The sequence below is a fragment of the Actinotalea alkalitolerans genome (assembly GCF_023369855.1).
In the GTDB taxonomy this organism is placed as follows: Bacteria; Actinomycetota; Actinomycetes; order Actinomycetales; family Cellulomonadaceae; genus Actinotalea.
This window is the reverse complement of record NZ_JAMBPP010000002.1, coordinates 260158-281272: the sequence shown is the minus strand read 5'-3', so window position 1 is coordinate 281272 and position 21115 is coordinate 260158. Positions and strand designations below refer to the sequence as shown.

At 73.0% G+C, this 21115-nt stretch carries 22 protein-coding genes; 15 read left to right on the top strand and 7 right to left on the bottom strand.

Annotation, left to right across the window (positions count from 1 at the left end; translation table 11 throughout):
- Positions 1-30: 30 nt before the first annotated feature.
- Positions 31-1020 (bottom strand): TIGR03560 family F420-dependent LLM class oxidoreductase, encoded by a 990-nt coding sequence (locus tag M1R94_RS03075; protein ID WP_249380198.1) that lies wholly within the window; start codon positions 1018-1020, stop codon positions 31-33.
- 109 nt (positions 1021-1129) lie between these two features.
- Between M1R94_RS03075 and M1R94_RS03070 the strand changes: the two genes are divergently transcribed.
- The 6 genes from M1R94_RS03070 to tsaD all read left to right on the top strand — a co-directional run bounded on the left by M1R94_RS03070 (position 1130) and on the right by tsaD (position 6815).
- Entirely contained in the window at positions 1130-2746 is a 1617-nt protein-coding gene (locus M1R94_RS03070; protein WP_249380197.1) for a bifunctional ADP-dependent NAD(P)H-hydrate dehydratase/NAD(P)H-hydrate epimerase, read from the top strand.
- Positions 2747-2810: 64 nt separating this feature from the next.
- Positions 2811-3965, top strand: coding sequence for an alanine racemase (gene alr / locus M1R94_RS03065; RefSeq protein ID WP_374109421.1), 1155 nt, complete (start codon positions 2811-2813; stop codon positions 3963-3965).
- Entirely contained in the window at positions 3962-4495 is a 534-nt protein-coding gene (tsaE, locus tag M1R94_RS03060; protein ID WP_249380196.1) for a tRNA (adenosine(37)-N6)-threonylcarbamoyltransferase complex ATPase subunit type 1 TsaE, read from the top strand. The genes alr and tsaE overlap by 4 nt, the downstream gene beginning before the upstream one ends.
- Positions 4492-5205 carry a tRNA (adenosine(37)-N6)-threonylcarbamoyltransferase complex dimerization subunit type 1 TsaB gene (gene tsaB, locus M1R94_RS03055; protein ID WP_249380195.1) on the top strand — a complete coding sequence of 238 codons (714 nt, stop codon included), beginning with the start codon at positions 4492-4494 and terminating at the stop codon, positions 5203-5205. Before tsaE ends, tsaB begins: the two co-directional genes overlap by 4 nt.
- Complete coding sequence (gene rimI, locus M1R94_RS03050; RefSeq protein ID WP_249380194.1) at positions 5202-5720, top strand: ribosomal protein S18-alanine N-acetyltransferase; 519 nt, start codon at positions 5202-5204, stop codon at positions 5718-5720. Before tsaB ends, rimI begins: the two co-directional genes overlap by 4 nt.
- A 36-nt stretch (positions 5721-5756) precedes the next feature.
- Entirely contained in the window at positions 5757-6815 is a 1059-nt protein-coding gene (gene tsaD / locus M1R94_RS03045; RefSeq protein WP_249380193.1) for a tRNA (adenosine(37)-N6)-threonylcarbamoyltransferase complex transferase subunit TsaD, read from the top strand.
- 22 nt (positions 6816-6837) lie between these two features.
- Here tsaD and M1R94_RS03040 read toward each other — a convergent pair whose 3' ends face one another.
- The 4 genes from M1R94_RS03040 to M1R94_RS03025 form a co-directional block, all read right to left on the bottom strand.
- Complete coding sequence (locus M1R94_RS03040; protein WP_249380192.1) at positions 6838-7347, bottom strand: hypothetical protein; 510 nt, start codon at positions 7345-7347, stop codon at positions 6838-6840.
- Complete coding sequence (locus M1R94_RS03035) at positions 7347-7748, bottom strand: PadR family transcriptional regulator (protein ID WP_249380191.1); 402 nt, start codon at positions 7746-7748, stop codon at positions 7347-7349. Before M1R94_RS03035 ends, M1R94_RS03040 begins: the two co-directional genes overlap by 1 nt.
- Positions 7749-7833: 85 nt before the next feature.
- The gene (locus M1R94_RS03030; RefSeq protein ID WP_249380190.1) at positions 7834-8970 is read right to left on the bottom strand and encodes a glutamate--cysteine ligase; all 1137 of its coding nucleotides are present in this window, start codon (positions 8968-8970) and stop codon (positions 7834-7836) included.
- Positions 8970-10157 carry a class I SAM-dependent methyltransferase gene (locus M1R94_RS03025; RefSeq protein ID WP_249380189.1) on the bottom strand — a complete coding sequence of 396 codons (1188 nt, stop codon included), beginning with the start codon at positions 10155-10157 and terminating at the stop codon, positions 8970-8972. The genes M1R94_RS03030 and M1R94_RS03025 overlap by 1 nt, the downstream gene beginning before the upstream one ends.
- 233 nt (positions 10158-10390) lie before the next feature.
- Between M1R94_RS03025 and groES the strand changes: the two genes are divergently transcribed.
- Positions 10391-10687: a co-chaperone GroES gene (gene groES / locus M1R94_RS03020; protein WP_249380188.1), complete on the top strand. Its 297-nt coding sequence runs from the start codon at positions 10391-10393 to the stop codon at positions 10685-10687.
- Positions 10688-10801: 114 nt separating this feature from the next.
- On the opposite strand, the gene M1R94_RS03015 is transcribed toward groES, so the two are convergent.
- Positions 10802-11098, bottom strand: coding sequence for a WhiB family transcriptional regulator (locus M1R94_RS03015; RefSeq protein ID WP_249380187.1), 297 nt, complete (start codon positions 11096-11098; stop codon positions 10802-10804).
- 229 nt (positions 11099-11327) lie between these two features.
- Here M1R94_RS03015 and M1R94_RS03010 point away from each other — a divergent pair, with 229 nt between their 5' ends.
- The 4 genes from M1R94_RS03010 (at position 11328) to M1R94_RS02995 (ending at position 15618) form a co-directional block, all read left to right on the top strand.
- Positions 11328-12362, top strand: coding sequence for a MerR family transcriptional regulator (locus M1R94_RS03010; RefSeq protein ID WP_249380186.1), 1035 nt, complete (start codon positions 11328-11330; stop codon positions 12360-12362).
- 157 nt (positions 12363-12519) lie between these two features.
- The gene (locus tag M1R94_RS03005; RefSeq protein ID WP_249380185.1) at positions 12520-13182 is read left to right on the top strand and encodes a LuxR C-terminal-related transcriptional regulator; all 663 of its coding nucleotides are present in this window, start codon (positions 12520-12522) and stop codon (positions 13180-13182) included.
- A gap of 64 nt (positions 13183-13246) precedes the next feature.
- Entirely contained in the window at positions 13247-14773 is a 1527-nt protein-coding gene (gene guaB, locus M1R94_RS03000; protein WP_249380184.1) for an IMP dehydrogenase, read from the top strand.
- Positions 14770-15618: an inositol monophosphatase family protein gene (locus M1R94_RS02995; protein WP_249380183.1), complete on the top strand. Its 849-nt coding sequence runs from the start codon at positions 14770-14772 to the stop codon at positions 15616-15618. Before guaB ends, M1R94_RS02995 begins: the two co-directional genes overlap by 4 nt.
- A gap of 49 nt (positions 15619-15667) precedes the next feature.
- Here M1R94_RS02995 and M1R94_RS02990 read toward each other — a convergent pair whose 3' ends face one another.
- Positions 15668-16387 carry an exonuclease domain-containing protein gene (locus M1R94_RS02990; RefSeq protein ID WP_249380182.1) on the bottom strand — a complete coding sequence of 240 codons (720 nt, stop codon included), beginning with the start codon at positions 16385-16387 and terminating at the stop codon, positions 15668-15670.
- 183 nt (positions 16388-16570) lie between these two features.
- Here M1R94_RS02990 and M1R94_RS02985 point away from each other — a divergent pair, with 183 nt between their 5' ends.
- From M1R94_RS02985 to M1R94_RS02970, 4 genes are all read left to right on the top strand, one after another.
- Complete coding sequence (locus tag M1R94_RS02985) at positions 16571-17695, top strand: GuaB3 family IMP dehydrogenase-related protein (protein WP_249380181.1); 1125 nt, start codon at positions 16571-16573, stop codon at positions 17693-17695.
- A gap of 342 nt (positions 17696-18037) precedes the next feature.
- The gene (locus tag M1R94_RS02980; protein ID WP_249380180.1) at positions 18038-18799 is read left to right on the top strand and encodes a DeoR/GlpR family DNA-binding transcription regulator; all 762 of its coding nucleotides are present in this window, start codon (positions 18038-18040) and stop codon (positions 18797-18799) included.
- Positions 18796-19776: a 1-phosphofructokinase gene (gene pfkB, locus M1R94_RS02975; RefSeq protein WP_249380179.1), complete on the top strand. Its 981-nt coding sequence runs from the start codon at positions 18796-18798 to the stop codon at positions 19774-19776. The genes M1R94_RS02980 and pfkB overlap by 4 nt, the downstream gene beginning before the upstream one ends.
- A 78-nt stretch (positions 19777-19854) precedes the next feature.
- Positions 19855-21090: a PTS transporter subunit EIIC gene (locus tag M1R94_RS02970; protein WP_249380178.1), complete on the top strand. Its 1236-nt coding sequence runs from the start codon at positions 19855-19857 to the stop codon at positions 21088-21090.
- Positions 21091-21115: the final 25 nt, after the last annotated feature.

Sequence of the window (21115 nt, the reverse complement as noted above, 5' to 3'; positions counted from 1 at the left end):
CCGTGTGACGAGCGGTCAGGCGGCCGCGGGTCAGCCGAGCAGTGCCGGCGCGACCTCGCGCTCGAAGAGCTCGATGCCCGAGCGGTCGTAGGCGGCCTCGGCGAAGTAGGTGATCGCGTACGTCATGCCGAGGGCACGTAGCTCGAGCAGCTTCTCGATCAGCTGCTCAGGTGTCCCCACGAGCGGGCCGGTGCGGAACTGCTCGACCGTCTCGTCGGCGCGTGCCGGGACCGTCGTGCGGTAGTGGTCGTCGATCCAGGCGAGACGGTCCTGCACCTCGGCGTCGGTCGAGCCGATCACGACGTTGTAGTTGGCCGAGCGGGTGATCTCGGCGTAGTCGCGGCCCAGGTCGCGGCAGTGGGACTCGAGCACGGTCGACTTGTGCGCGAAGCCCTCGGGCGTGCCGTCGAAGTTGGTGTACTGGGCGTACCGGGCAGCGGTCCGCAGGGTCTTCTTCTCACCGCCACCGGCGATCCAGAACGGGATGCCTCCGGCCTGCAAGGGCTGCGGGTGCACGCGTGCGCCGTCGACCTGGTAGTGGGTGCCCGCCAGGGTCGCCGACCCGGTGTCCCAGGCCTGCTTCATGATCTGCACACCCTCGTCGAGGGCTGCCAGGCGTGCACCTGCGCCTGGGAAGCCGTAGCCGTAGGCGAGCCACTCGTGCTCGTACCACCCGGCGCCGATGCCCATCTCGGTGCGGCCGCCCGAGATGATGTCGACGGTCGCAGCGACCTTCGCCAGGTAGGCAGGGTTGCGGTAGGCCATGCACGTGCACATCTGCCCCAGGCGTACCCGCTGGGTGCTCGCCGCGAACGCCGCCATCAGGGTCCACGCCTCGTGGGTCGCCTCGGTGGTGGGCTCCGGCACGGTGTGGAAGTGGTCGTACACCCAGATCGACTCCCAGGTCTCCCCGGAGTCGGCGTGTGCGGCCAGGCCGTTCATGGTGGCCCACTGGTCCGCGGGGTCGATGCCGGTCAGGTCGAGCCGCCAGCCCTGGGGGATGAAGAGTCCGAAGCGCATCGCCCCAACCTAGTACCGGGGGAGGGCCACAGCACCACGGGTGGCCGCCGACCACGGCCGATGGTGCGGTGGTGAGACGCCGGGCCGCGTGCAGGGGCAGGATGGGCGGATGATCGACGCGCGCACCGCTGCCGACGTCCGGGCGGCCGAGGGGCCGCTGCTCGCCCGCGAGCGCGGCTTCGGTGGAGGGTTGATGGAGCGTGCCTCCTTCGCCCTCGCCACGGCCGTCCTCGGTGAGCTCGCGGCCCTCCGAGGCGACCGCGGGCGCGGGCGGGGCGGGGTGAGCGGGGCACGGGTCGTCGGACTCATCGGTCCGGGCAGCAACGGTGGTGACGCCCTGCACGCGATGGCGTTCCTCGCCCGCCGCGGGGTGGAGGTCCTGGCGGTGCTGACCGCTGGCCGTGCGCACGCCGGTGGTCTGGCGGCGGTACGGGCTGCCGGCGGCAGGGTCGTGAGCGTGGCCGGGGTCGGGGCGCCGGGATCGGACCCCGAGGTGTGGATCGGTGACGCGGTCGTCGAGGCGCTCGGTGCCGACGTGGTGCTGGACGGTCTGCTGGGGATCGGGTCCCGCGGCGGTCTCACCGGGGAGGCCGCCCAGCTGGTCCTGCTGCTCGCCGAGCTCCGGGCGCAGACCGCCGCCGGCCCGGGCACGAGCCCACCGGGTACCCGCGGCGCACCGGTCGTGGTCGCGGTCGACCTGCCGAGCGGGATCGGGGTCGACGACGGGCGCGTGGAGGGTCCGGTGCTCGCCGCGGACCTCACGGTGACCTTCGGCTGCGCCAAGCCCGGACTGCTTCTCCCCCCTGCTGCTCATGCCACCGGGCGGCTCACGGTGGTGGACCTCGGCCTGGGGCCGGTCCTGGAGGAGCAGGGTTCACGGCCGGCGGTCGTGCGGCTCGGTGTGCGCGAGGCGGCAGGGATGTGGCCGGTGCCCCCTGAGACCGCGCACAAGTACCAGCGGGGCGTGGTGGGGGTGGTCGCCGGGGCCGCGGCCTACCCGGGCGCTGCGGTCCTGACGGTGCGGGGTGCCCTGGGAGCCGGGGTCGGCATGGTCCGCTACCTAGGGCCGCCTGACGTGGAGCGGGCCGTCCTGGCCGCCCATCCCGAGGCCGTGGCCGGGGTCGGGAGGGTGCAGTCGTGGGTGCTCGGCCCGGGCATCGACCCGACCGACGCGACCAAGGCGGTCAAGATCACCGGCGCGCTGCAGCAGGCGCTCGCGGACGGGCACCCAGCGGTGGTCGACGCAGGCGCGCTCGGGCTGCTGCACGACAGGGTGGGTCCGCAGGTGGTGCTGACCCCGCACGCCGGTGAGCTCGCGCGCCTGCTCGTCGAGCGGGGGGTCGAGGTCTCCCGGGAGCAGGTCGAGTCCGAGCCCGTGCGCTGGGCACGTGAGGCGCAGGTGCGCACCGGGGCGACGGTGCTGCTCAAGGGGGCCGTGACGGTGGTCGTGGGGCCGGACGAGGTGCTCGCCCAGGCGGATGCACCGCGATGGCTCGCGACGGCTGGGGCGGGTGACGTCCTGGCCGGGCTGCTCGGGGCGATCCTGGCGGGCCGCGCCGACGACGTCCGACGTGACCCCGGCCTCGCCGCGCACCTCGCGGCCCTCGCGGCACTGGTGCACGGCCGGGCTGCTCATCGCGCGTGCCCGGGTGGTCCGGTGACGGCCACCGACGTCGCGGACGCGCTGCCGGCCACGATCGCCGAGCTCCTCGGGGGGGATCGCTGAGACTCGCCGCCCCAGGGGCCGACGGGTGCCGGGCAGACACGCCCCAGATGGGAGACTGGGCGCCGTGAGTGCCTTCCCTGCCCGCGCGGTCGTCGATCTCGCCGCCCTGAGCGCCAACGTCTCCGTGCTGGCCGACCTGGCCCCGGGTGCTGCCGTGATGGCGGTGGTCAAGGCAGACGGCTACGGCCACGGTCTGGTGCCCAGCGCCCGGGCGGCGCTCGCCGGGGGTGCGACGTGGCTCGGGGCCGCGCAGATCGGAGAGGCCCTGGCGCTGCGGGCAGCAGGAGTCGGGGGGCGCGTCCTGACCTGGTTGTACGCCCCCGGCGCCCCGCTGGCTGCCGCGCTGGAGGCGGACGTCGACGTCTCGGTCGCCGCCCCCTGGGCCCTGGAGGAGATCCTCGCAGCAGCGCGGGTGACCGGTCGCACGGCGCGCCTGCACGTCAAGGTCGACACCGGTCTGGGGCGCGGTGGCAGCACCCCGAGGGATCTCGAGGACCTGATCGACCTCGCGCTGGCGGCACAGGCCGAGGGCCTGTGCGAGGTCGTGGGGATCTGGTCGCACCTGGCCTGGGCCGACGCCCCGGACCACCCCACCGTGCTGGCCCAGGCCGCGGTGTTCGACGACGCCGTGGCGCTCGCCGAGAGGCGCGGTGCCCGGCTCGAGGTCAGGCACCTGGCCAACTCGGCCGCGACGCTCACCAACCCGGCGATGCACTACGACCTGGTGCGGCCGGGGATCGCCGTCTTCGGTCTGTCCCCGGTGCCCCGGCTCGGCGGGCCGGGCGACTTCGGTCTGGTCCCGGTGATGCGTCTGGAGGCCGAGCTGGTGCTGGTCAAGGAGGTCCCGGCCGGGCACGGTGTCTCCTACGGGCACCAGTACGTGACGCCCCGGGCCACGGTGCTCGGACTGATCCCGCTCGGCTACGCCGACGGGGTGCCGCGTCACGCCTCGGGCAACGGTGAGACGTGGGGAGGTCCGGTGCAGGTCGGTGGTCGCCGGCTGGGGGTCGCCGGGCGGGTCTGCATGGACCAGGTCGTGCTCGACCTCGGGCCGGGTGCCCGCGAGAGGGCCGGCGACCGCGCGGTGCTCTTCGGCTCGGGGCAGGACGGCGAACCCACCGCGGAGGACTGGGCCCGCGCCGCGGGGACCATCAGCTACGAGATCGTGACGCGGGTCGGCGCCCGTGTCCCCCGGGTGCACGTGGGAGGGGCGCTGTGAGCGCAGATCTGCCGGTGGTGCTGGTCGAGGTCGACCTCCCCGACGCGCCCGCGACACGGGCCTTCGGCCACGAGCTCGCCGGTGCGCTCCGGGCCGGTGACCTCGTGGTGCTCACCGGTGCGCTGGGTGCCGGCAAGACCACACTCACCCAGGGGCTCGGTGACGGGCTGGGGGTGCGTGGCCCGGTGGCCTCACCCACCTTCATCATCGCGCGGGTGCACCCCACGACCGTCGGCGGGCCTGACCTGGTCCACGTGGACGCCTACCGGCTCGGTTCGCTCGAGGAGCTCGACGCCCTGGACCTCGACGCGAGTCTCGAGGAGTCGGTCACGGTGGTCGAGTGGGGCGAGGGGTTGGCCGAGGTGCTGTCCCAGGACCGGCTCGAGGTGACCATCGAGCGCCCGCGTGGCGCCGCGCCGGGGGAGGACCTGCTGGACGCCGAGGTCGGGGTGAGGCGGGTGACTGTCCGTGGGATCGGCCCGCGCTGGTCGGGGACCACCCTGCCGGCCGGTGCCCGGGTGGGAGGATGACCCGCGTGCCCGTGCTCGCCCTCGACACCTCCGCCGACATCGCTGTCACGCTCGTGGGCGACGGCGAGGACCATCCCGTCCTGGCCGCCCGCCGGGTCGTGGGCCAGCGTCGTCACGCGGAGCTCCTGGCCCCGATGATCGCCGAGGTGCTCGCCGAGGCCGGGGTCGACCGGCGCGAGCTGGGTGCCGTGGTCGTCGGTACCGGTCCGGCCCCGTTCACCGGTCTGCGTGCGGGCCTGGTGACCGCGCGCACCCTCGCCTTCGCCCTGGGCGTGCCCGTGCACGGGGTGTGCAGCCTCGACGCGATCGCCGCGGAGGCCTTCGCGACCCAGGGGCAGGGGGTCCACGAGGTGGTGGTGGTGACCGACGCCCGCCGACGCGAGGTCTACACCGCGCGCTACCGGCGCCGCGTCGGTGGCCCGACGACCGTGGTCGAGGTCGAGCAGGTCGCGGCCCCGGCGGTGCTGACCCCCCTCGTGCTGGCCGCTGACGGCGCGCTGGACGCCGCGCTGGTGGTCGGGGCCGGGGTCGACCTGTACCCCGAGCACCTGACCGCACGGCAGGACTCCCCGAGGGTCCCCGACCCGGCCGTTCTCACCCGGCTCGCGATGGCCCGGGTCGCGCGGGGTGAGACGTCGGGCACCGAGCCGCTCTACCTCCGACGTCCCGACGTCACACCGGCCGCGGGACGCAAGCGGGCCACCGGATGAGCGCCGAGGGGCCGGCCGCCGACCGTTCCGCGGCTCGGGCGGGCACGAGACCGGCCCTGCGACAGCTGACCGGCCCTGACGTGCCCCGGGTGGTCGAGCTCGAGCGCGAGCTCTTCGGGCCCTCGGCGTGGAGCGAGGGCATGGTGCGTGCCGAGCTCGAAGCACCAGGACGCTGGTACGTCGCGGTCGACGGTCCCTCGGGCGGGCCGGTGGGGTACGCCGGACTGTGGTTCGACGGCGACGTCGCGCAGGTCATGACCATCGGGGTGGAGCCCGCGGCGCAACGTGGGGGGATCGGCGCGCGGTTGCTGGGCGCCCTCGTCGACCGTGCCCGGCTGCTGGGTGCGACGGCCGTCCTGCTCGAGGTGCGGGTCGACAACGCACCGGCGATCGCGCTCTACGAGCAGCTCGGTTTCACCGTGCTGGGTCGCCGCAGGCGGTACTACCAGCCCGAGGACGTCGACGCGCTGACGATGCGCCTGGTCCTCACGTCGGACGGTGTCGACCCCGGCTGACCGGGGCTGACCGCCGGGCCCTCTACCCTTGGTGCCATGCCGGACACCACCCTCGTGCTGGGGATCGAGACCTCGTGCGACGAGACCGGGGTCGCCCTGGTCCGGGTGGGCGCCGACTCCGACGAGCTGCTGGTCGATGCGGTGGCCAGCTCGGTCGACGAGCACGCGCGGTTCGGCGGGATCATCCCCGAGATCGCCTCGCGCGCACACCTCGAGGCGATGGTGCCGACCCTGCAGCGGGCGCTGTCCGAGGCCGACGTCGACCTGGGCGAGGTGGACGCCATCGCGGTCACCGCGGGGCCCGGCCTGGTGGGACCGTTGACCGTGGGGGCGGCCGCGGCCAAGGCGCTCGCGGTGGGCCTGGGCATCCCCGTCTTCGGGGTGAACCACGTGATCGGTCACGCGGCGGTCGACGAGCTCGTCCACGGTCGGTTCCCCGAGCGGGTGATGGCGCTGGTCGTGTCGGGTGGTCACTCGTCGTTGCTGCTCGTGGACGACATCGCGAGCGACGTGACCGAGCTGGGGCACACCCTGGACGACGCCGCCGGCGAGGCCTTCGACAAGGTGGGTCGGCTGCTGGGCCTGCCCTACCCGGGGGGCCCGCACATCGACAGGCTCGCCCGCGAGGGGGACCCGACGGCGATCCGGTTCCCGCGTGGGCTGACGGCGGCCAAGGACCAGGCCACCCACGCCCACGACTTCTCCTTCTCGGGCCTCAAGACGGCTGTGGCACGCTGGGTCGAGGCCCGTCAGGACGCCGGCGAGGAGATCCCCCTGCCCGACGTCGCGGCGTCGTTCGCGGCAGCCGTGGCCGACGTGCTGACCGCCAAGACGATCGCCGCGTGCCGGCGCCACGACGTCGGGACGCTGGTGATCGGCGGTGGGTTCTCGGCCAACTCCCAGCTGCGCGAGCTCGCGGCCCAGCGGTGCGCGGAGGCCGGGATCGCCGTCCGCATCCCGCCGATCCGCTACTGCACCGACAACGGGGCGATGATCGCCGCGCTCGGGGCCGCTGCGCTGCGCCGGGGGGTCCGGCCGTCGGCCCTGGACCTGCCGGTGGACTCGTCCATGCCGTTGACCACCGTGACCCTGTGAGGTCTGCGGGTCCGGGGCGGGGTCAGCCGAACGCGCGCCAGATGCGCGAGCCACCCAGGAACGCCACGACTCCCGCCCCGACGTAGAGCAGGGCCCACTGCCAGGTGAGGCTCGAGGACACCGACAGCTCGTCCTCGGTGTGGGTGAAGACGGTCTCGGCCCCGAGCGGGTAGGTGGTGATCGAGCCGCCCCCCATGGCCTCGAGGGTGTCCAGGGTGCCGATCGCGTAGGCCGTGCTGAGGTAGAGGATCAGGCCCATGGCGAGTGCGGCCGCGACCGCGCCGGTGGTCTTGCGCGGCAGGCGTCGGCCGAGCTCGGCGATGTACCGCTCAGCCAGGACCACGGGGTGCCCGAGGTCACGCAGAGCCTGCGCCATGCCGACGTCCTGCGCGGCGAGCACGAGATCGGCGTGCAGCTCGCGTCGGATCTGCCGCGTCTGGCGGCCCGGGTAGTCCTGCATGGCCCACCCGAAGCGGGTCAGGTACCAGCGCGCGTGCAGCCGGTCGGTCAGGGTCAGGGTGGTGGTGGTCATCAGGACTCCTTGTCCACAGGTTCAGGGGGGTTCGGTCGGCTCCCGGGGAGGCTCGTGCCGGTCCCCAGCGGTCCTTGCCGGCCCAGCACGGCGCTGACGGTGCGGGCGAGGTCGTCCCAGCCTGCGACCGCGGCCGCGAGGGCCGCGGCCCCGTTCGTCGTCGGTCGGTAGTACTTGCGGGCCGGGCCCGCGGTCGAGGCGACCAGGCGTGCGGAGATCAGGCCCTCGCGCTCGAGCCTGCTCAGCACGGGGTAGACGGTCCCGGTGGTGATGTCGGTGAGCCCGGCGGCCTGCAGTCGCGTGACGAGCTCCCACCCGTAGGACTCCTGCTCGGTGAGCAGGCGGAGCACCAGCAGGGGCAGGACGCCCTTGAGGAGCTGTGGGTCACGGCTGGGGGGCATGGTTCAAGGCTATACCCGGTACTCGGTATTGCCAACTACCGAGGTGCGGGGGACCGATGCGGATGGTCTCGCCGGGTGGGGCGACCTACAGCGGGCGGCCGGCGCGCATCTCGGCGACCAGCGAGGCCACCACGGCGTCGAGCTCGCCGGCGTTGCGCCGGGCCACGGCACGCTGACGCTGGTACCCGGCGCCCTTGCGCAGGATGGTCCGCACGCTGTCCAGCTCGGCCGAGCAGCCGAGCCGCTCGGCGGTCGGCTCGAGCTCGCGCAGCAGGCGCGCCACGGCGTCGGTCACCAGCTCCTCGTTGCCAGCGGCGTCCAGGATGATGATCGCGTCCATGCCGTAGCGGGCCGAGCGCCACTTGTTCTCCTGCACGAACCACGGCTGGACCCGCGGCAGCTCCTTGCCCTGGTCGAGCATCGTCGAGAAGTGCTCGACCAGGCAGTGGGTCAGGGCCGCGAAGGCGAGCACCTCGGTGAGGTTGGAGGCTCCGTCGCACACGCGCATCTCGATGGTGCCGAGCCGGGGAGCCGGTCGGACGTCCCACCGGATCTCGTCGAACTGGTCGATCACACCGGTGTGCAGCATGTCGGCGGTGTAGGACTCGAGGTCCTCCCAGCGGTCGAACTGCACCGGCAGGCCCGCGGTCGGCAGCTGCTGGAAGATCAGCGCCCGGTTCGACGCGTAGCCGGTGTCCTTCCCGCCCCAGAACGGTGAGGATGCCGAGATCGACTGCAGGTGCGGCAGGCAGGTCAGCACGGCGCTGAGGATCGGCAGGACCTTGGCGCGGTCCTCGATCCCGACGTGCACGTGCACGCCGTAGATGAGCATCTGCCGACCCCACCACTGGGTGCGGTCGATGAGGGTCGCGTAGCGCTGCTTGTCGGTGACCTTCTGGTTGCGCCACCTCGCGAAGGGGTGGGTCCCGGAGCACATCAGCTCGACCCGCAGGGGGTCGGTCACCGCCCGGATCTCGGCGATGCTGCGCTCGAGGTCCGCGCCGGCCTCGGCGACCGTGCGGCACACCCCGGTGTTGATCTCGACCGTGTTGAGCAGCAGCTCCTGGCGGATGGTGGGGTGCTCGCTGCCGTCGGCCGGGGCCACGGCGTCGAGCACGGTCTGGGCCACCTGGCGCAGGTCGCCGCTGTCGCTGTCGACCAGGGCGAGCTCCCACTCGACCCCGATGGTCGATCGCTCGGACGAGGCGAAGGGGATCTCCATCAGACCGGCTCGACCACGAGGACCTGCTGGTTGCCGGCGACCCGGGTGAGGACCACTGTCGCCTCGGCGTCGCCGCGGAGGTCGAGCTGCTTGCGGAGCTGCTCGGGAACCACGGCCGTGCCCCTCTTCTTGATGGTCAGCCGGCCGACGCCCCGTTCGCGCAGCGCGGTCCGCAGCCGCTTGAGGCCGAACGGCATCACGTCCAGGACCCGGTACGGCGTCGCCGAGCCGGTGGCTGCCAGGTGGTCGGAGGTCACGTAGGCAATGGTGCTGTCCAGGAGTCGTCCGTGCACCTGCTCGGCGGTGACCGCCACCAGGCCGGCACGGATCACCGCGCCGTCCGGCTCGTAGAGGTACGCGCCCACGGGCCCGACGGGGGGTGGCTCGAGACCGTCCGCGGGGGCGCGGACGGTCGTCGCGGTGGTCCCGCGCAGCACCAGGGCGCTCCGGCCGGGGCCGTCCGGGGCGAGCGGACCGAACCAGAGCCCCGCCTCGACCACGTCGCCGTCGACGCTGACCCACTGGGCCTCGGCGTCGACCGGTACCGCGGCGTGGTCGATCGCGGGCCCGACCTTGACCCCGAGGGCAGGCACGGTCTCGCGCAGGGCGAGCACCCGGTCCAGGGAGGGCTCGTAGGCCGACGGGTCGTGCCGGCGTCGGCCCGAGGCCGTGCGGCGGGCCGGGTCGGCGAAGATGCCGTCGATGCCCTCGGCGGCCAGGTCGAGGGTGAGCCCGTCGGCGTGCCGCACCTCGGCGTCGGGGAAGTGGCGCAGGTTGACCGTCGCGATGGCCGCCGTCATCTCGTCGACGTCGACCGCCAGGACCCGGAGCCCGAGCGCCGCGAAAGCCATGGCGTCCCCGCCGATCCCGCAGGTGAGGTCCGCGACGTGCGTGCTGCCGGCCGCGAAGTACCGTCGTGCGTGCCGTGCGCCGACCACGAGCCGGGTGGACTGCTCGAGGCCCGCGGGGGTGAAGAGCATGCCGTCGGCGAAGTCGTCGAACTTGCTGTGCGCCCGGGCACGGAGCCGGGACTGCGTCAGGGCGGCCGCGACCAGGGTCGGGTCGATGCCCTCGCGCTGGAAGCGCTCGGAGATCGTCATGGCCAGGCGCTCGTCGTACGGGGGGAGGGCGCCCAGCAGGGCCCAGCCCGTCGGGCTCAGCAGGAGGGACAGTGCCGCGGGATCCACGCCTGCGATCCTTGCACGGACGCGCCGTCGGGAGGGTGCCGCGGCCGATGGCTGGCACTCGTGTTGACCGAGTGCTAACCGACGCCTAGATTTCAGGGTGGCACCTCTCACCTGAGAGGGGCCGGAACCATCAGCTGCACGGTCGGGCCGACCGGCACCCGCGACGACGGGCGGCCTCGCCCTGGCGGCCATGAACACTGTCCGTTCCCACGAACTCGAAGGGGAGGTCCGCTGTGTCGGTCTCCATCAAGCCGCTCGAGGACCGTGTCGTCGTCCGTACTCTCGAGGCAGAGCAGACGACGGCATCCGGTCTGGTCATCCCGGACACCGCGAAGGAGAAGCCCCAGGAGGGCGAGGTCCTGGCGGTCGGACCGGGTCGTATCGACGACAAGGGTCAGCGCGTGCCGCTCGACCTCGCGGTGGGTGACAAGGTCATCTACAGCAAGTACGGCGGTACCGAGGTCAAGTACGCCGGCGAGGAGTACCTCATCCTCTCGGCGCGTGACGTCCTGGCGGTCGTCGTCAGCTGACGACCTCCGCGCACGACAGCGCCCCGCCCCCCGGAACGTCGGGGTGGCGGGGCGCTGTCGTGCGTGCTGCGGTGCGAGGCGCGCCGAGAGGCGCCGACCGCGCCTCCGGCCCTGTCAGCCGGCCTTGGCGACGGCGGCCCGCTGGCTCAGCACGGCCGAGCGCTCCTCCTCGGACAGCCCGCCCCACACGCCGTAGGGCTCCCTGACGGCCAGCGAGTGCTCGCGGCACATCTGCAGGACGGGGCACGTCGAGCAGACGGCCTTGGCGGACTCTGCCCGGCGACGCCGGGCAGCCCCCCGCTCGCCCTCGGGGTGGAAGAAGAGCGTCGGGTCGGCCTCGCGGCACTTCCCCTCGTACTGCCACTCCCACAGGTCCATCACCGGACCGGGCAAGCGCGAGATCTCCGTCATGAGTCCTCCAGAAGAGTGTGGTGCCGGCCGGTCACTCCGGCGAACAACGACCAACCTAGAACCGATTCAGAAGTTGGTCAAGCCTCTTGGTCAATCCGCTTCGCCAGGCGACAGGGGTGCGGTCAGGGTCGGGTGGAGCCGGCGCGGTCTGCTGTCGCGCGCATCGATCGCGACCGGGTTGTGAGCTCCCGGGCTGGTCATCGCGCCACAACCTCGGCAGAATCGCTTCATGGTCACGACGGGCTCCGACGACACCGGGAGCTCGAGAGCACCCTCCGGGCCGGGCGCGGCACCACGGTTGGCCGGTGAGCGGGCTCCATCCCTGACGGTCGCCGCGGTCGCCCGTCGCCTGGGTGTCGCCCCCGCCACGCTGCGCACCTGGGACCGTCGCTACGGGCTGGGACCCTCGGAGCACCTCGCAGGCTCGCACCGCCGCTACTCCTCGACCGATGTCGCCCGGCTGCTGGTGATGCGACGCCTGACGATGGAAGGGGTCGCGCCCTCCGAGGCTGCCCGCACCGCCCGGACCGGCCACGACATCGGGGACCCCGGGGTGGTGGCCGCACCCGAGATCGTCGACGCGTTCGCCGACGCCGTCCCGATGGCACCCGACCCGGGTGCGCTGGTCGCCGCGACGCTGCACTTCGACAACGCGGCAGCCCGATGGATGCTCGCCCGGGTGCACCCCCGCGACGTCCTGGCATGGTGGAACGAGCTCGTCCAGCCGGCGCTGGAGGAGCTCACCCGGCGCACCGTGCTGGGCGGTCCGGGGGAGTCCCCCGCCCCGTCCCTGCGTGCGGCGGCGTTCGCCGAGCTCCGCAGCCGGGCAGCGGTGAGCAGTGCGCGGTCTCGCGCTCCGGGCCCCGGTGAGAGCACCACCGCACGTGAGGCGCTGCGCGCCGACGCCCCGGCTGTCCTGCTCGTGCCCGGCGGCTCCGACGCCGAGCTTCCCCTGCACGTGCTGGCGACAGCCCTGCAGGAGAGCGGTGTCCGTGCCCGGGTGCTCACCGGTGGAGGTGCCCGTGCGGTCACGTCCGCGGTGTCCACGGTGCAGCCGTCGGCGGTGCTCGTGCACGTCCCGGACTCCGAGGGGCAGGAGGGGCATGCCGACCTGCTGACCTCGGTGGTCGAGACCGACCGGGACCTGCCGCTCTTCGTCCACCGCGCCGGGTCGGCCCCGCTCTCGATCCCCTCCGGGGCCGCGGTCCACCGGGTGCGCACCATGACCGGTGCGCTGCACGAGATCCTGGCAGTCATCGGGTGAGCGCGGCGTGGCGGACCGTCGGGCGCCGTGATGCTTCACCCGCGGCGCGGACTAAGGTTCCCGGCCCTCCAGGCCGATGATCCTCTAGGCACGGGGACGACCCTCGTGCACGCCCGACGGAGCCAACGCTCGGTCGCGCCGCACCGGAGGGAGGCTGATGGCTGGCGTCGTCGTGTGCCATGGCTCGTCCGCCGTGCGCGAGCGCATCGTCGCTGCCGCCCACGGGGTCCCGGCCCTGGTCCCGGCGCGTGCTGCAGCGACCGCGGAGGAGCTGGTCGCCCTGGCGCGCAGGTCGGCCCCCGCACTGGTGCTGCTCGACGCGCACCTCCCCGGCTCCGGTGCTCTCGAGGCCATCCGCCGACTGCGTGGCGTCAGCACCCTGCCGGTGGTGATCATGCTGGCTGTCATGGGCGACGAGGCAGTCCTGGACCGGGCGATCGCACTCGGAGCGCGGGGGTACCTCGCACCGGACGTCGACCGCAGCGAGCTCGCGGCGGTTGCCGCCCACAGCCTCGGATCGACGGTGCTGCCCCAGCAGGCAGGTCCGGACCGACCCCGCACGACTGACAACGGACCGGAGCTGATCGACGTGACCACGGTGACCCGTACCCCGGGCGTCCCGCCCGTCGAGCTGACCCGTCGTGAGCTCGAGGTGCTCGCCGGGATGAGCCACGGCCGTTCGAACTCCCAGATCGGATCCGACCTGTACCTCTCGGAGGACACGGTCAAGACCCACGCCCGACGGCTCTTCCGCAAGCTCGGCGCAGCCGACCGGGCGCAGGCGGTCGCCATCGGGCTGCGGCAGGGTCTCATCCGCTGACTTCGCCCGGCGTTCACCCTGGACCGGGCGCGGGGTCCCCCGGCAGGTTGCGTACTATCGCCGGGTGAGCGCTGACGAGCAGAACTCGACCGTGGTGAACGATCCCTTCGGCCTCCTGGGCCTGACCTACGACGACGTCCTGCTGCTTCCGGGGGAGAGCGACGTCATCCCCTCCGAGGTCGACACGACGGCACGCCTGACCCGTGGCATCTCCGTGGCGGTGCCGCTCCTCTCCGCCGCGATGGACACCGTGACCGAGGCCCGCATGGCGATCGCCATGGCCCGCCAGGGCGGGATCGGGGTGCTGCACCGCAACCTCTCGATCGAGGACCAGGCGCAGCAGGTGACGCTGGTGAAGCGGTCCGAGTCGGGCATGGTCTCCGACCCGGTGACCATCAGCCCCGAGGCCACCCTCGCCGAGCTCGACGCGCTGTGCGGCACCTACCGGGTGTCCGGGCTGCCCGTGGTGGGCGAGGACCGGACGCTGCTGGGCATCATCACCAACCGAGACCTGCGCTTCGTGCCGGCCGCCGACTTCACCCGGCTCAAGGTCCACGAGGTCATGACCCCCATGCCGCTGATCACCGGACCGGTCGGGATCAGCAGCGACGAGGCCGCGGCGCTGCTCGGACGGCACAAGATCGAGAAGCTGCCGCTCGTCGACGGCGCCGGGCGTCTCGCCGGGCTGATCACCGTCAAGGACTTCGTCAAGATCGAGCAGTACCCGCAGGCCACCAAGGACGACGAGGGTCGGCTCCGCGTCGCGGCCGGGGTCGGCTTCTACGGTGACGCCTGGGAGCGGGCGATGGCCCTGGTCGAGGCGGGAGTCGACGTGCTCGTGGTGGACACCGCCCACGGCCACGCCCAGGCGATGCTCGCGATGATCCGCCGGCTCAAGACCGACCCGGCCTCCCGGGGCGTCCAGGTGGTGGGCGGCAACGTCGCTACCCGTGCCGGGGCCCAGGCCCTGGTCGACGCGGGCGTCGACGCCGTCAAGGTGGGCGTCGGACCGGGCTCGATCTGCACCACCCGCGTGGTCGCGGGGGTCGGCGTCCCCCAGGTGACGGCTATCCATGAGGCCGCGAAGGCGTGCAAGCCCGCCGGGGTGCCGGTCATCGGCGACGGTGGGCTGCAGTACTCGGGCGACATCGCCAAGGCCCTGGTCGCGGGAGCCGACACCGTGATGCTCGGGTCCCTGCTCGCCGGCTGTGAGGAGAGCCCGGGCGACCTGGTCTTCGTCAACGGCAAGCAGTACAAGCACTACCGGGGCATGGGCTCGCTCGGTGCGATGGCCTCGCGGGGGCGTGTCTCGTACTCCAAGGACCGCTACTTCCAGGCCGACGTCGCGAGCGACGAGAAGATCGTCCCCGAGGGCATCGAGGGCCAGGTGCCGTACCGCGGCCCGCTCCAGGCGGTGGCGCACCAGCTCGTCGGTGGGCTGCAGCAGTCGATGTTCTACGTGGGGGCACGTACCCTGCCGCAGCTCCAGGAGCGGGGTCGCTTCGTGCGGATCACGGCCGCCGGGCTCAAGGAGTCCCACCCGCACGACATCCAGATGACCATCGAAGCACCGAACTACTCCGGCCGGTGAGCACAGCCTCTCGCCCCACGGGTCGGCACACCGAGATCGACATCGACGCGGTCACCGCACTCGTGGAGCACGTGGCCGCGACCGTCGTGACCCCGCGGTTCCGTACCCTGCTCGCGGGGGACATCTCCGAGAAGGGCCCCGGCGACCTGGTCACCGTGGTGGACACCGAGGCCGAGCGGGTCCTGACCCTGGGACTGGGTGAGATCGCCCCGGGCACCCCGGTGGTCGGCGAGGAGGACGCCTCGGCCCGCCCCGAGATCCTCGGCGTGCTCGACGGTGCACCGATGTCGTGGGTGGTGGACCCGCTCGACGGGACACAGGCCTTCGTGGACGGCTCGCCCGACCATGCCGTCATGGTCGCGCTGCTCGAGCACGGGGAGGCCGTCGCGGGATGGATCTGCCTGCCGCAGCACGGTGCGACCTTCGTCGCCCAGCGCGGCTCCGGTGCCTACCGCAACGGTGTGCGTCTGACCCGCGCACCGACCGCCCAGGAGCCCGGTGACCTGCGCGGTGGGGTGGCCGCCTGGTACCTCGAGGCCGAGGTGCGGGCCCGCATCGAGCAGAACCTCCAGCGGCTCGGACCGCAGGCCGTGACCAGCGCGCGTCTGTGGTCGGGGTTCTCCTACGCGCAGGTGGCCGACGGCGCCCAGGACTTCCTCGTGTACTCACGGACCTCGCCGTGGGACCACGCCCCCGGTGCGGTCCTGCTGCGGGAGACCGGTGGGGTGTCGCGTCGGTTCGACGGTCGTGACTACCGTCCCGGGGAGTCGGGCCGTGGGCTCCTGGCCGCTGCTGACACCCCGTCCTACGACAGGGTGCGCTCGGTGCTCGGGCTGGACCGGTAGGACCCTCGCCGGGCGAGCCGACGACCACGTGCCGTCCCCGGTGCGGCGGTCAGACCAGGACGGCCTCGGGCAGCCGGATCGGCCAGGCCGACTCGGCGCCGGGTCCGGTCAGGCCCTGCGCGGTCCGCCAGGAGTTGAAGCCCTCGGCCCAGGCGCGGTGGGCCGTCGTCTGCCGGTCGTGCAGGTCGTCGAGGTCCAGGGCAGCGATCTCGGGATAGCGCTGCACGATGGCACCCAGGACGTCGAGGGTCGCCAGGACGTCGACGTCCGCGGAGTGCAGGTCGGCGACGGACTGCACCCCGTAGAAGCCGCAGAGGTCACCCAGCCGACGCTTGCCTCGCCGGAACCGGTCGAGGTGGCGGTCCAGGACCAGCGGGTCGATCACGACCCTGATGTCGCGGGAGATCCTCTCGGCGAGCGTCGGCAGCCCGTGCCGGACGAGCTCGTGGTCCAGCAGCGACAGGTCGAAGGAGGCGTTGAAGGCGACCAGCGGCTCCCCGCGCAGGAGCGCCTGGCTCAGGAGGTCGGCGATCTCCTCGAGGGCGCCTGCGGGCCTGCGCCCGTGCAGGCGAGCGTGGTCGGTGGTGATGCCGTGGATCTCCGCGGCCCCTTGCGGGATCTCGACCCCGGGGTCGATCAGCCAGGAGGAGATGGTCGTCGTCGTGCCCTCGCGACGCACGACGGCCGCGGTCACGATGCGGTCGGTCGTGACGTCGACCCCGGTCGTCTCGGTGTCGAAGCCGACCACGGCACCGTCGCTCCACCTCATCGGCGCACCACCCTCTCTGTGACCGCAGCGTGCCAGGTGCTACCGACAGTCGAGGGCGGGCCACGCCGGGACGCCCCGGACCGGTCGCGCAGCGCCGTCGCCAGAGCGCCGTCCTGCCGGGCGCGGACACCGCGGACGCGGACACCGCCGGGCGCGGGCCGCCGCCGCCGGTAGCCTGTGGGCGTGAGCAACGAGATCGAGATCGGCCGTGGAAAGCGCGGTCGCCGCGCGTACTCCTTCGACGACGTCGCGGTGGTGCCCTCGCGGCGCACCCGCGACCCCGAGGAGGTCTCGGTCGGCTGGCAGATCGACGCCTACCACTTCGACCTCCCGGTGGTCGCCGCTCCGATGGACTCGGTGATGAGCCCCGAGACGGCCGTGGCCCTGGGCAAGCACGGTGGTCTGGGCGTGCTGGACCTCGAGGGGCTGTGGACCCGTTACGAGGACCCCACGCCGCTGCTGGCCGAGATCGTCGAGCTGGACGGCGCGGACGCGACGGCCCGCATGCAGGAGATCTACGCCGCGCCGATCATCCCCGAGCTCATCACCCAGCGGCTCCAGGAGATCCGGCGCAGCGGCGTCACGGTCGCCGGAGCGCTGTCCCCGCAACGCACCCAGCAGTACTGGAAGCACGTGGTGGACGCCGGGGTCGACCTGTTCGTGATCCGTGGCACGACGGTCTCGGCCGAGCACGTCTCCGGGCGGGCCGAGCCGCTGAACCTCAAGCGCTTCATCTACGAGCTCGACGTGCCCGTGATCGTCGGCGGTGCCTCGACGTACACCGCGGCGCTGCACCTGATGCGCACCGGTGCGGCGGGGGTCCTGGTGGGCTTCGGCGGGGGTGCGGCCCACACCACACGGGTCTCGCTGGGCATCCACGCCCCGATGGCGACCGCGGTGGCCGACGTGGCCGCGGCGCGACGTGACTACCTCGACGAGTCGGGTGGCCGGTACGTCCATGTCATCGCGGACGGCGGCGTGGGCCGGTCGGGCGACCTGGTCAAGGCCGTGGCCTGCGGGGCTGACGCCGTGATGCTCGGTGCGGCGCTCGCCCGGTCGGCGCAGGCGCCCGGTCGTGGCCTGCACTGGGGTCCTGAGGCGCACCACCCCGAGCTGCCGCGCGGTGAGCGGGTCGAGGTCGGGACGGCCGGGACGCTCGAGCAGATCCTCTTCGGCCCGGGTCACCAGGCCGACGGCACGCTCAACCTCGTCGGGGCGCTGCGTCGCGCGCTGGCCACCACGGGGTACTCCGACCTCAAGGAGTTCCAGCGGGTCGAGGTCGTCGTCTCGCCGTACCAGCCGTACTGAGGCGCCCAGGTGCTGTCGTCGAGACCTCGATGACCCCCGTGGGCGTCGACTGCCCCCGCCGCTGACCCCCTGACCGACCGCGGAGAGCCGCGTGGGCGGTCCCTTCGGCGTGCCCGACCGCGGCTCCGCGAGCAGACCTCGCTGGTGCCGTCACCCTCGACCCCGCCGCGCCCCGAGCGGGACCTGGGTCCCACCGGGGTACTCGTGGGCGCCCCTCGGACGCGTCCTGCCACCGTGAGTGCACACGTTTCGGACACAACTCCTTGACATCAGACAGAAACGGGCCTAGACAAAGGGATTGCAACATCTGAACGGGCAGAATCTCACGGCGATGGAGCCACGGTGTACGCGACGGAGCGACAGCAGCAGATCCTCAACCAGGCGCGCCTCGACGGCCGCGTCGAGGTCAAGGACCTTGCCGACGCGCTCGAGGTCACCCCGGAGACGGTCCGTCGCGACCTGACCTCCCTCGAACGGCGCGGCCTGCTGCGCAGGGTGCACGGCGGGGCCATCCCGGTCGAGCGGCTCGGCATCGAGCCCGCGGTGGCCGACCGCGAGGGACGGATGGCAGCGCAGAAGGACCGGATCGCCAAGGCAGCCCTCGACGAGCTGCCGGACGGCGGCTCGATCATCCTGGACGCGGGCACCACCACGGTCCGTCTCGCGCAGCTGCTGCCGACCGACCGCGAGATCACCGTGGTGACCCACGCCCTGCCGATCGCGAGCCTGCTCGCCGCCCGGCCCAACGTCTCGCTGCACCTCCTGGGTGGCATCGTGCGCCACCGCACCCTGGCCGCGGTGGGGGACTGGGTGCTGCGGGCCATGCAGGACGTCTTCGTCGACGTGGCCTTCGTCGGCACCAACGGGATCACGGCGGCCCGCGGGCTGACGACCCCCGACCTGACCGAGGCAGCGGTCAAGCGGGCGCTGGTCGCCGGGTCGCGCCGCACGGTGGTCCTGGCCGACCACACGAAGTTCGGGCGCGAGGACTTCGCGCGGTTCGCGGGCCTCGAGCGCGTGGACACCGTGATCAGCGACCTCGAGCTCGCCGACGAGATGGTCGACGAGATCGAGGCCGCCGGCCCCCGGGTGGTGCGCGCATGATCCTCACCGTCACCCTCAACCCGAGCCTGGACCGCACCGTCGTGGTCGACCGGCTGGTGCGGGGCCAGGTCCTGCGGGCGCAGAGCACGCGCCTGGACCCCGGGGGCAAGGGGGTCAACGTCACGCGGGCGCTGCTCGCCAACGGGGTGCCGAGCCGTGCCGTGCTCCCGGTGGCGGGGGCCGAGGGCGACCAGCTCGTCGGACTGCTCGACGCCGAGCGGGTGGCGACCGACATCGTCCCTGTCTCGGGGCGCACCCGGTCGAACATCACGGTCGCCGAGGTGGACGGGACGGTCACCAAGCTCAACGAGCCCGGCCCGTCGCTGACCGTCGAGGAGCTCGACCTGGTCCTGGACCGGGCGCTGGCCGGCGCGTCGCCCGGCGGATGGGTGGTCCTGTGCGGGAGCCTGCCGCCCGGTGCACCCGCGGACCACTACGCCCGGATGACGGAGCGGCTGACCGCGGCCGGGCTGCGGGTCGCGGTCGACACCAGCGGACCCGCCCTCGCCCAGGTGCTCGCGGCGGGTCCCCACCTGATCAAGCCCAACGCCGAGGAGCTCTCCGAGGCGGTGGGCCGTCCGCTCGGTTCGCGCGCCGAGGTCGTCGACGCCGCCCAGGAGCTGCGGGGCACCGGCGTGGGACGCGTGCTGGTCAGCCTGGGTCCGGCCGGTGCGCTGCTGGTCGACGGGTCGGGCGTGACCGTCGGTGAGTCGTTCGCCCCCAGCCCCCGGAGCAGCGTGGGGGCCGGGGACGCGTTCCTGGCCGGGTTCCTCGCGGCGCTCCACGTCCACGGCGACACCTCGAACGGGTCGACCCGATCCGCGCTCACCCAGGCGCTGGCCTGGGGCGCGGCCGCCGTCCAGCTCCCCGGCAGCCGGATGCCCGGCCCGGGCGACATCGACCCCGCAGCAGCGCGCCTGCTGCCTGATGAGCTCCTCCGCGGGCGGCTCGCCGAGCCGCTCGTGGGGACAGGGTGACCACCCCTTCACCCCGCACCACCGCACTCCCCAGCAGATCCGATCATCCAGCCCAACTGGCACGAAGGAGTTCCAGACATGAGCGAGTACACACCCACGGTCACCGGGACGGGGGCCAAGGCGAGGGTCCAGAAGGTCGGCGGCTACCTCGCCGGCATGGTCATGCCGAACATCGGCGCCTTCATCGCCTGGGGCCTGATCACGGCCATCTTCATCGAGGTCGGCTGGTTCCCGGTCGACCGCATCGGCGGCTTCGGTGACTACGTTGCGACCGACGCCGGCGTCGGTCTGACCGGGGTCGGCCTCGTCGGTCCGATGATCTACTACCTGCTGCCGCTGCTCATCGGCTACACCGGTGGCCGCATGGTGCACGGCCAGCGAGGTGGCGTCGTCGGTGCGATCGCCACGGTCGGCGTGATCGTCGGCACCGGGGTGCCGATGTTCCTCGGTGCGATGGCCATGGGCCCGCTCACCGCCTGGATCGTCAAGAAGATCGACGAGTTCGTCCAGCACCGCACCAAGGCCGGCTTCGAGATGCTGGTCGACAACTTCACCGCGGGCATCGTCGGCGCCGCGATGGCGATCGCCGGTCTGGTCGCCATCGGCCCGATCGTCGACACCATCATGGGCTGGGCCGAGCGGGGCGTGGGCTTCCTGGTCGACAACAGCCTCCTGCCCCTGGCCTCGTTGATCATCGAGCCCGGCAAGGTCCTGTTCCTCAACAACGCGATCAACCACGGGGTGCTGACGCCGCTGGGCGCCGCGCAGTCCCAGGCCGACGGCAAGTCGATCCTCTTCATGCTCGAGACGAACCCCGGCCCGGGCCTGGGCATCCTGCTGGCGTTCATGTTCTTCGGACCGCGCCTGCTGCGCCCCTCGACCCCCGCGGCGATCGTCATCCACTTCTTCGGTGGCATCCACGAGATCTACTTCCCGTACATCCTGATGAAGCCGCAGCTCGTGGCGGCGGCCATCCTCGGCGGCGCGGCGGGGATCCTGACCAACATCATGACCGGATCGGGGCTCGTCGCCTCCCCGGCGCCGGGGAGCATCTTCGCCTACATGCTCATGACGCCCCGGGGTGGCCACCTCGCGGTGCTGCTCGGGATCGCCGTGGCCGCGGCCGTGAGCTTCGTCGTCGCGGCGCTGCTGCTCGGTCTGGGACGCAAGGAGCCGGCCGAGGCCGACGACGACGGTCCCGCCGCTTCCGAGGAGCTCGAGGCCGCCCGTGCCGAGGCCGCTGCCCGCAAGGCCGCGTCCAAGGGCGCCGTCCCCGCGGCAGGCACTGCCGCCTCACCCGGCCCGACGGCCTGACCGACATCCCGACCACCTGAGGAGA

Excerpts from the sequence above, each read along its gene's own strand:
- M1R94_RS02990 (WP_249380182.1), bottom strand. The coding sequence starts at position 16,387 with ATGAGGTGGAGCGACGGTGCCGTGGTCGGCTTCGACACCGAGACGACC.
- M1R94_RS03030 (WP_249380190.1), bottom strand. The coding sequence starts at position 8,970 with ATGGAGATCCCCTTCGCCTCGTCCGAGCGATCGACCATCGGGGTCGAG.
- M1R94_RS03075 (WP_249380198.1), bottom strand. The coding sequence starts at position 1,020 with ATGCGCTTCGGACTCTTCATCCCCCAGGGCTGGCGGCTCGACCTGACC.
- pfkB (WP_249380179.1), top strand. The coding sequence starts at position 18,796 with ATGATCCTCACCGTCACCCTCAACCCGAGCCTGGACCGCACCGTCGTG.
- tsaB (WP_249380195.1), top strand. The coding sequence starts at position 4,492 with ATGACCCGCGTGCCCGTGCTCGCCCTCGACACCTCCGCCGACATCGCT.
- rimI (WP_249380194.1), top strand. The coding sequence starts at position 5,202 with ATGAGCGCCGAGGGGCCGGCCGCCGACCGTTCCGCGGCTCGGGCGGGC.
- M1R94_RS03010 (WP_249380186.1), top strand. The coding sequence starts at position 11,328 with ATGGTCACGACGGGCTCCGACGACACCGGGAGCTCGAGAGCACCCTCC.
- M1R94_RS03015 (WP_249380187.1), bottom strand. The coding sequence starts at position 11,098 with ATGACGGAGATCTCGCGCTTGCCCGGTCCGGTGATGGACCTGTGGGAG.
- tsaD (WP_249380193.1), top strand. The coding sequence starts at position 5,757 with ATGCCGGACACCACCCTCGTGCTGGGGATCGAGACCTCGTGCGACGAG.
- M1R94_RS03005 (WP_249380185.1), top strand. The coding sequence starts at position 12,520 with ATGGCTGGCGTCGTCGTGTGCCATGGCTCGTCCGCCGTGCGCGAGCGC.
- M1R94_RS03070 (WP_249380197.1), top strand. The coding sequence starts at position 1,130 with ATGATCGACGCGCGCACCGCTGCCGACGTCCGGGCGGCCGAGGGGCCG.
- M1R94_RS03040 (WP_249380192.1), bottom strand. The coding sequence starts at position 7,347 with ATGACCACCACCACCCTGACCCTGACCGACCGGCTGCACGCGCGCTGG.
- M1R94_RS02970 (WP_249380178.1), top strand. The coding sequence starts at position 19,855 with ATGAGCGAGTACACACCCACGGTCACCGGGACGGGGGCCAAGGCGAGG.
- M1R94_RS03035 (WP_249380191.1), bottom strand. The coding sequence starts at position 7,748 with ATGCCCCCCAGCCGTGACCCACAGCTCCTCAAGGGCGTCCTGCCCCTG.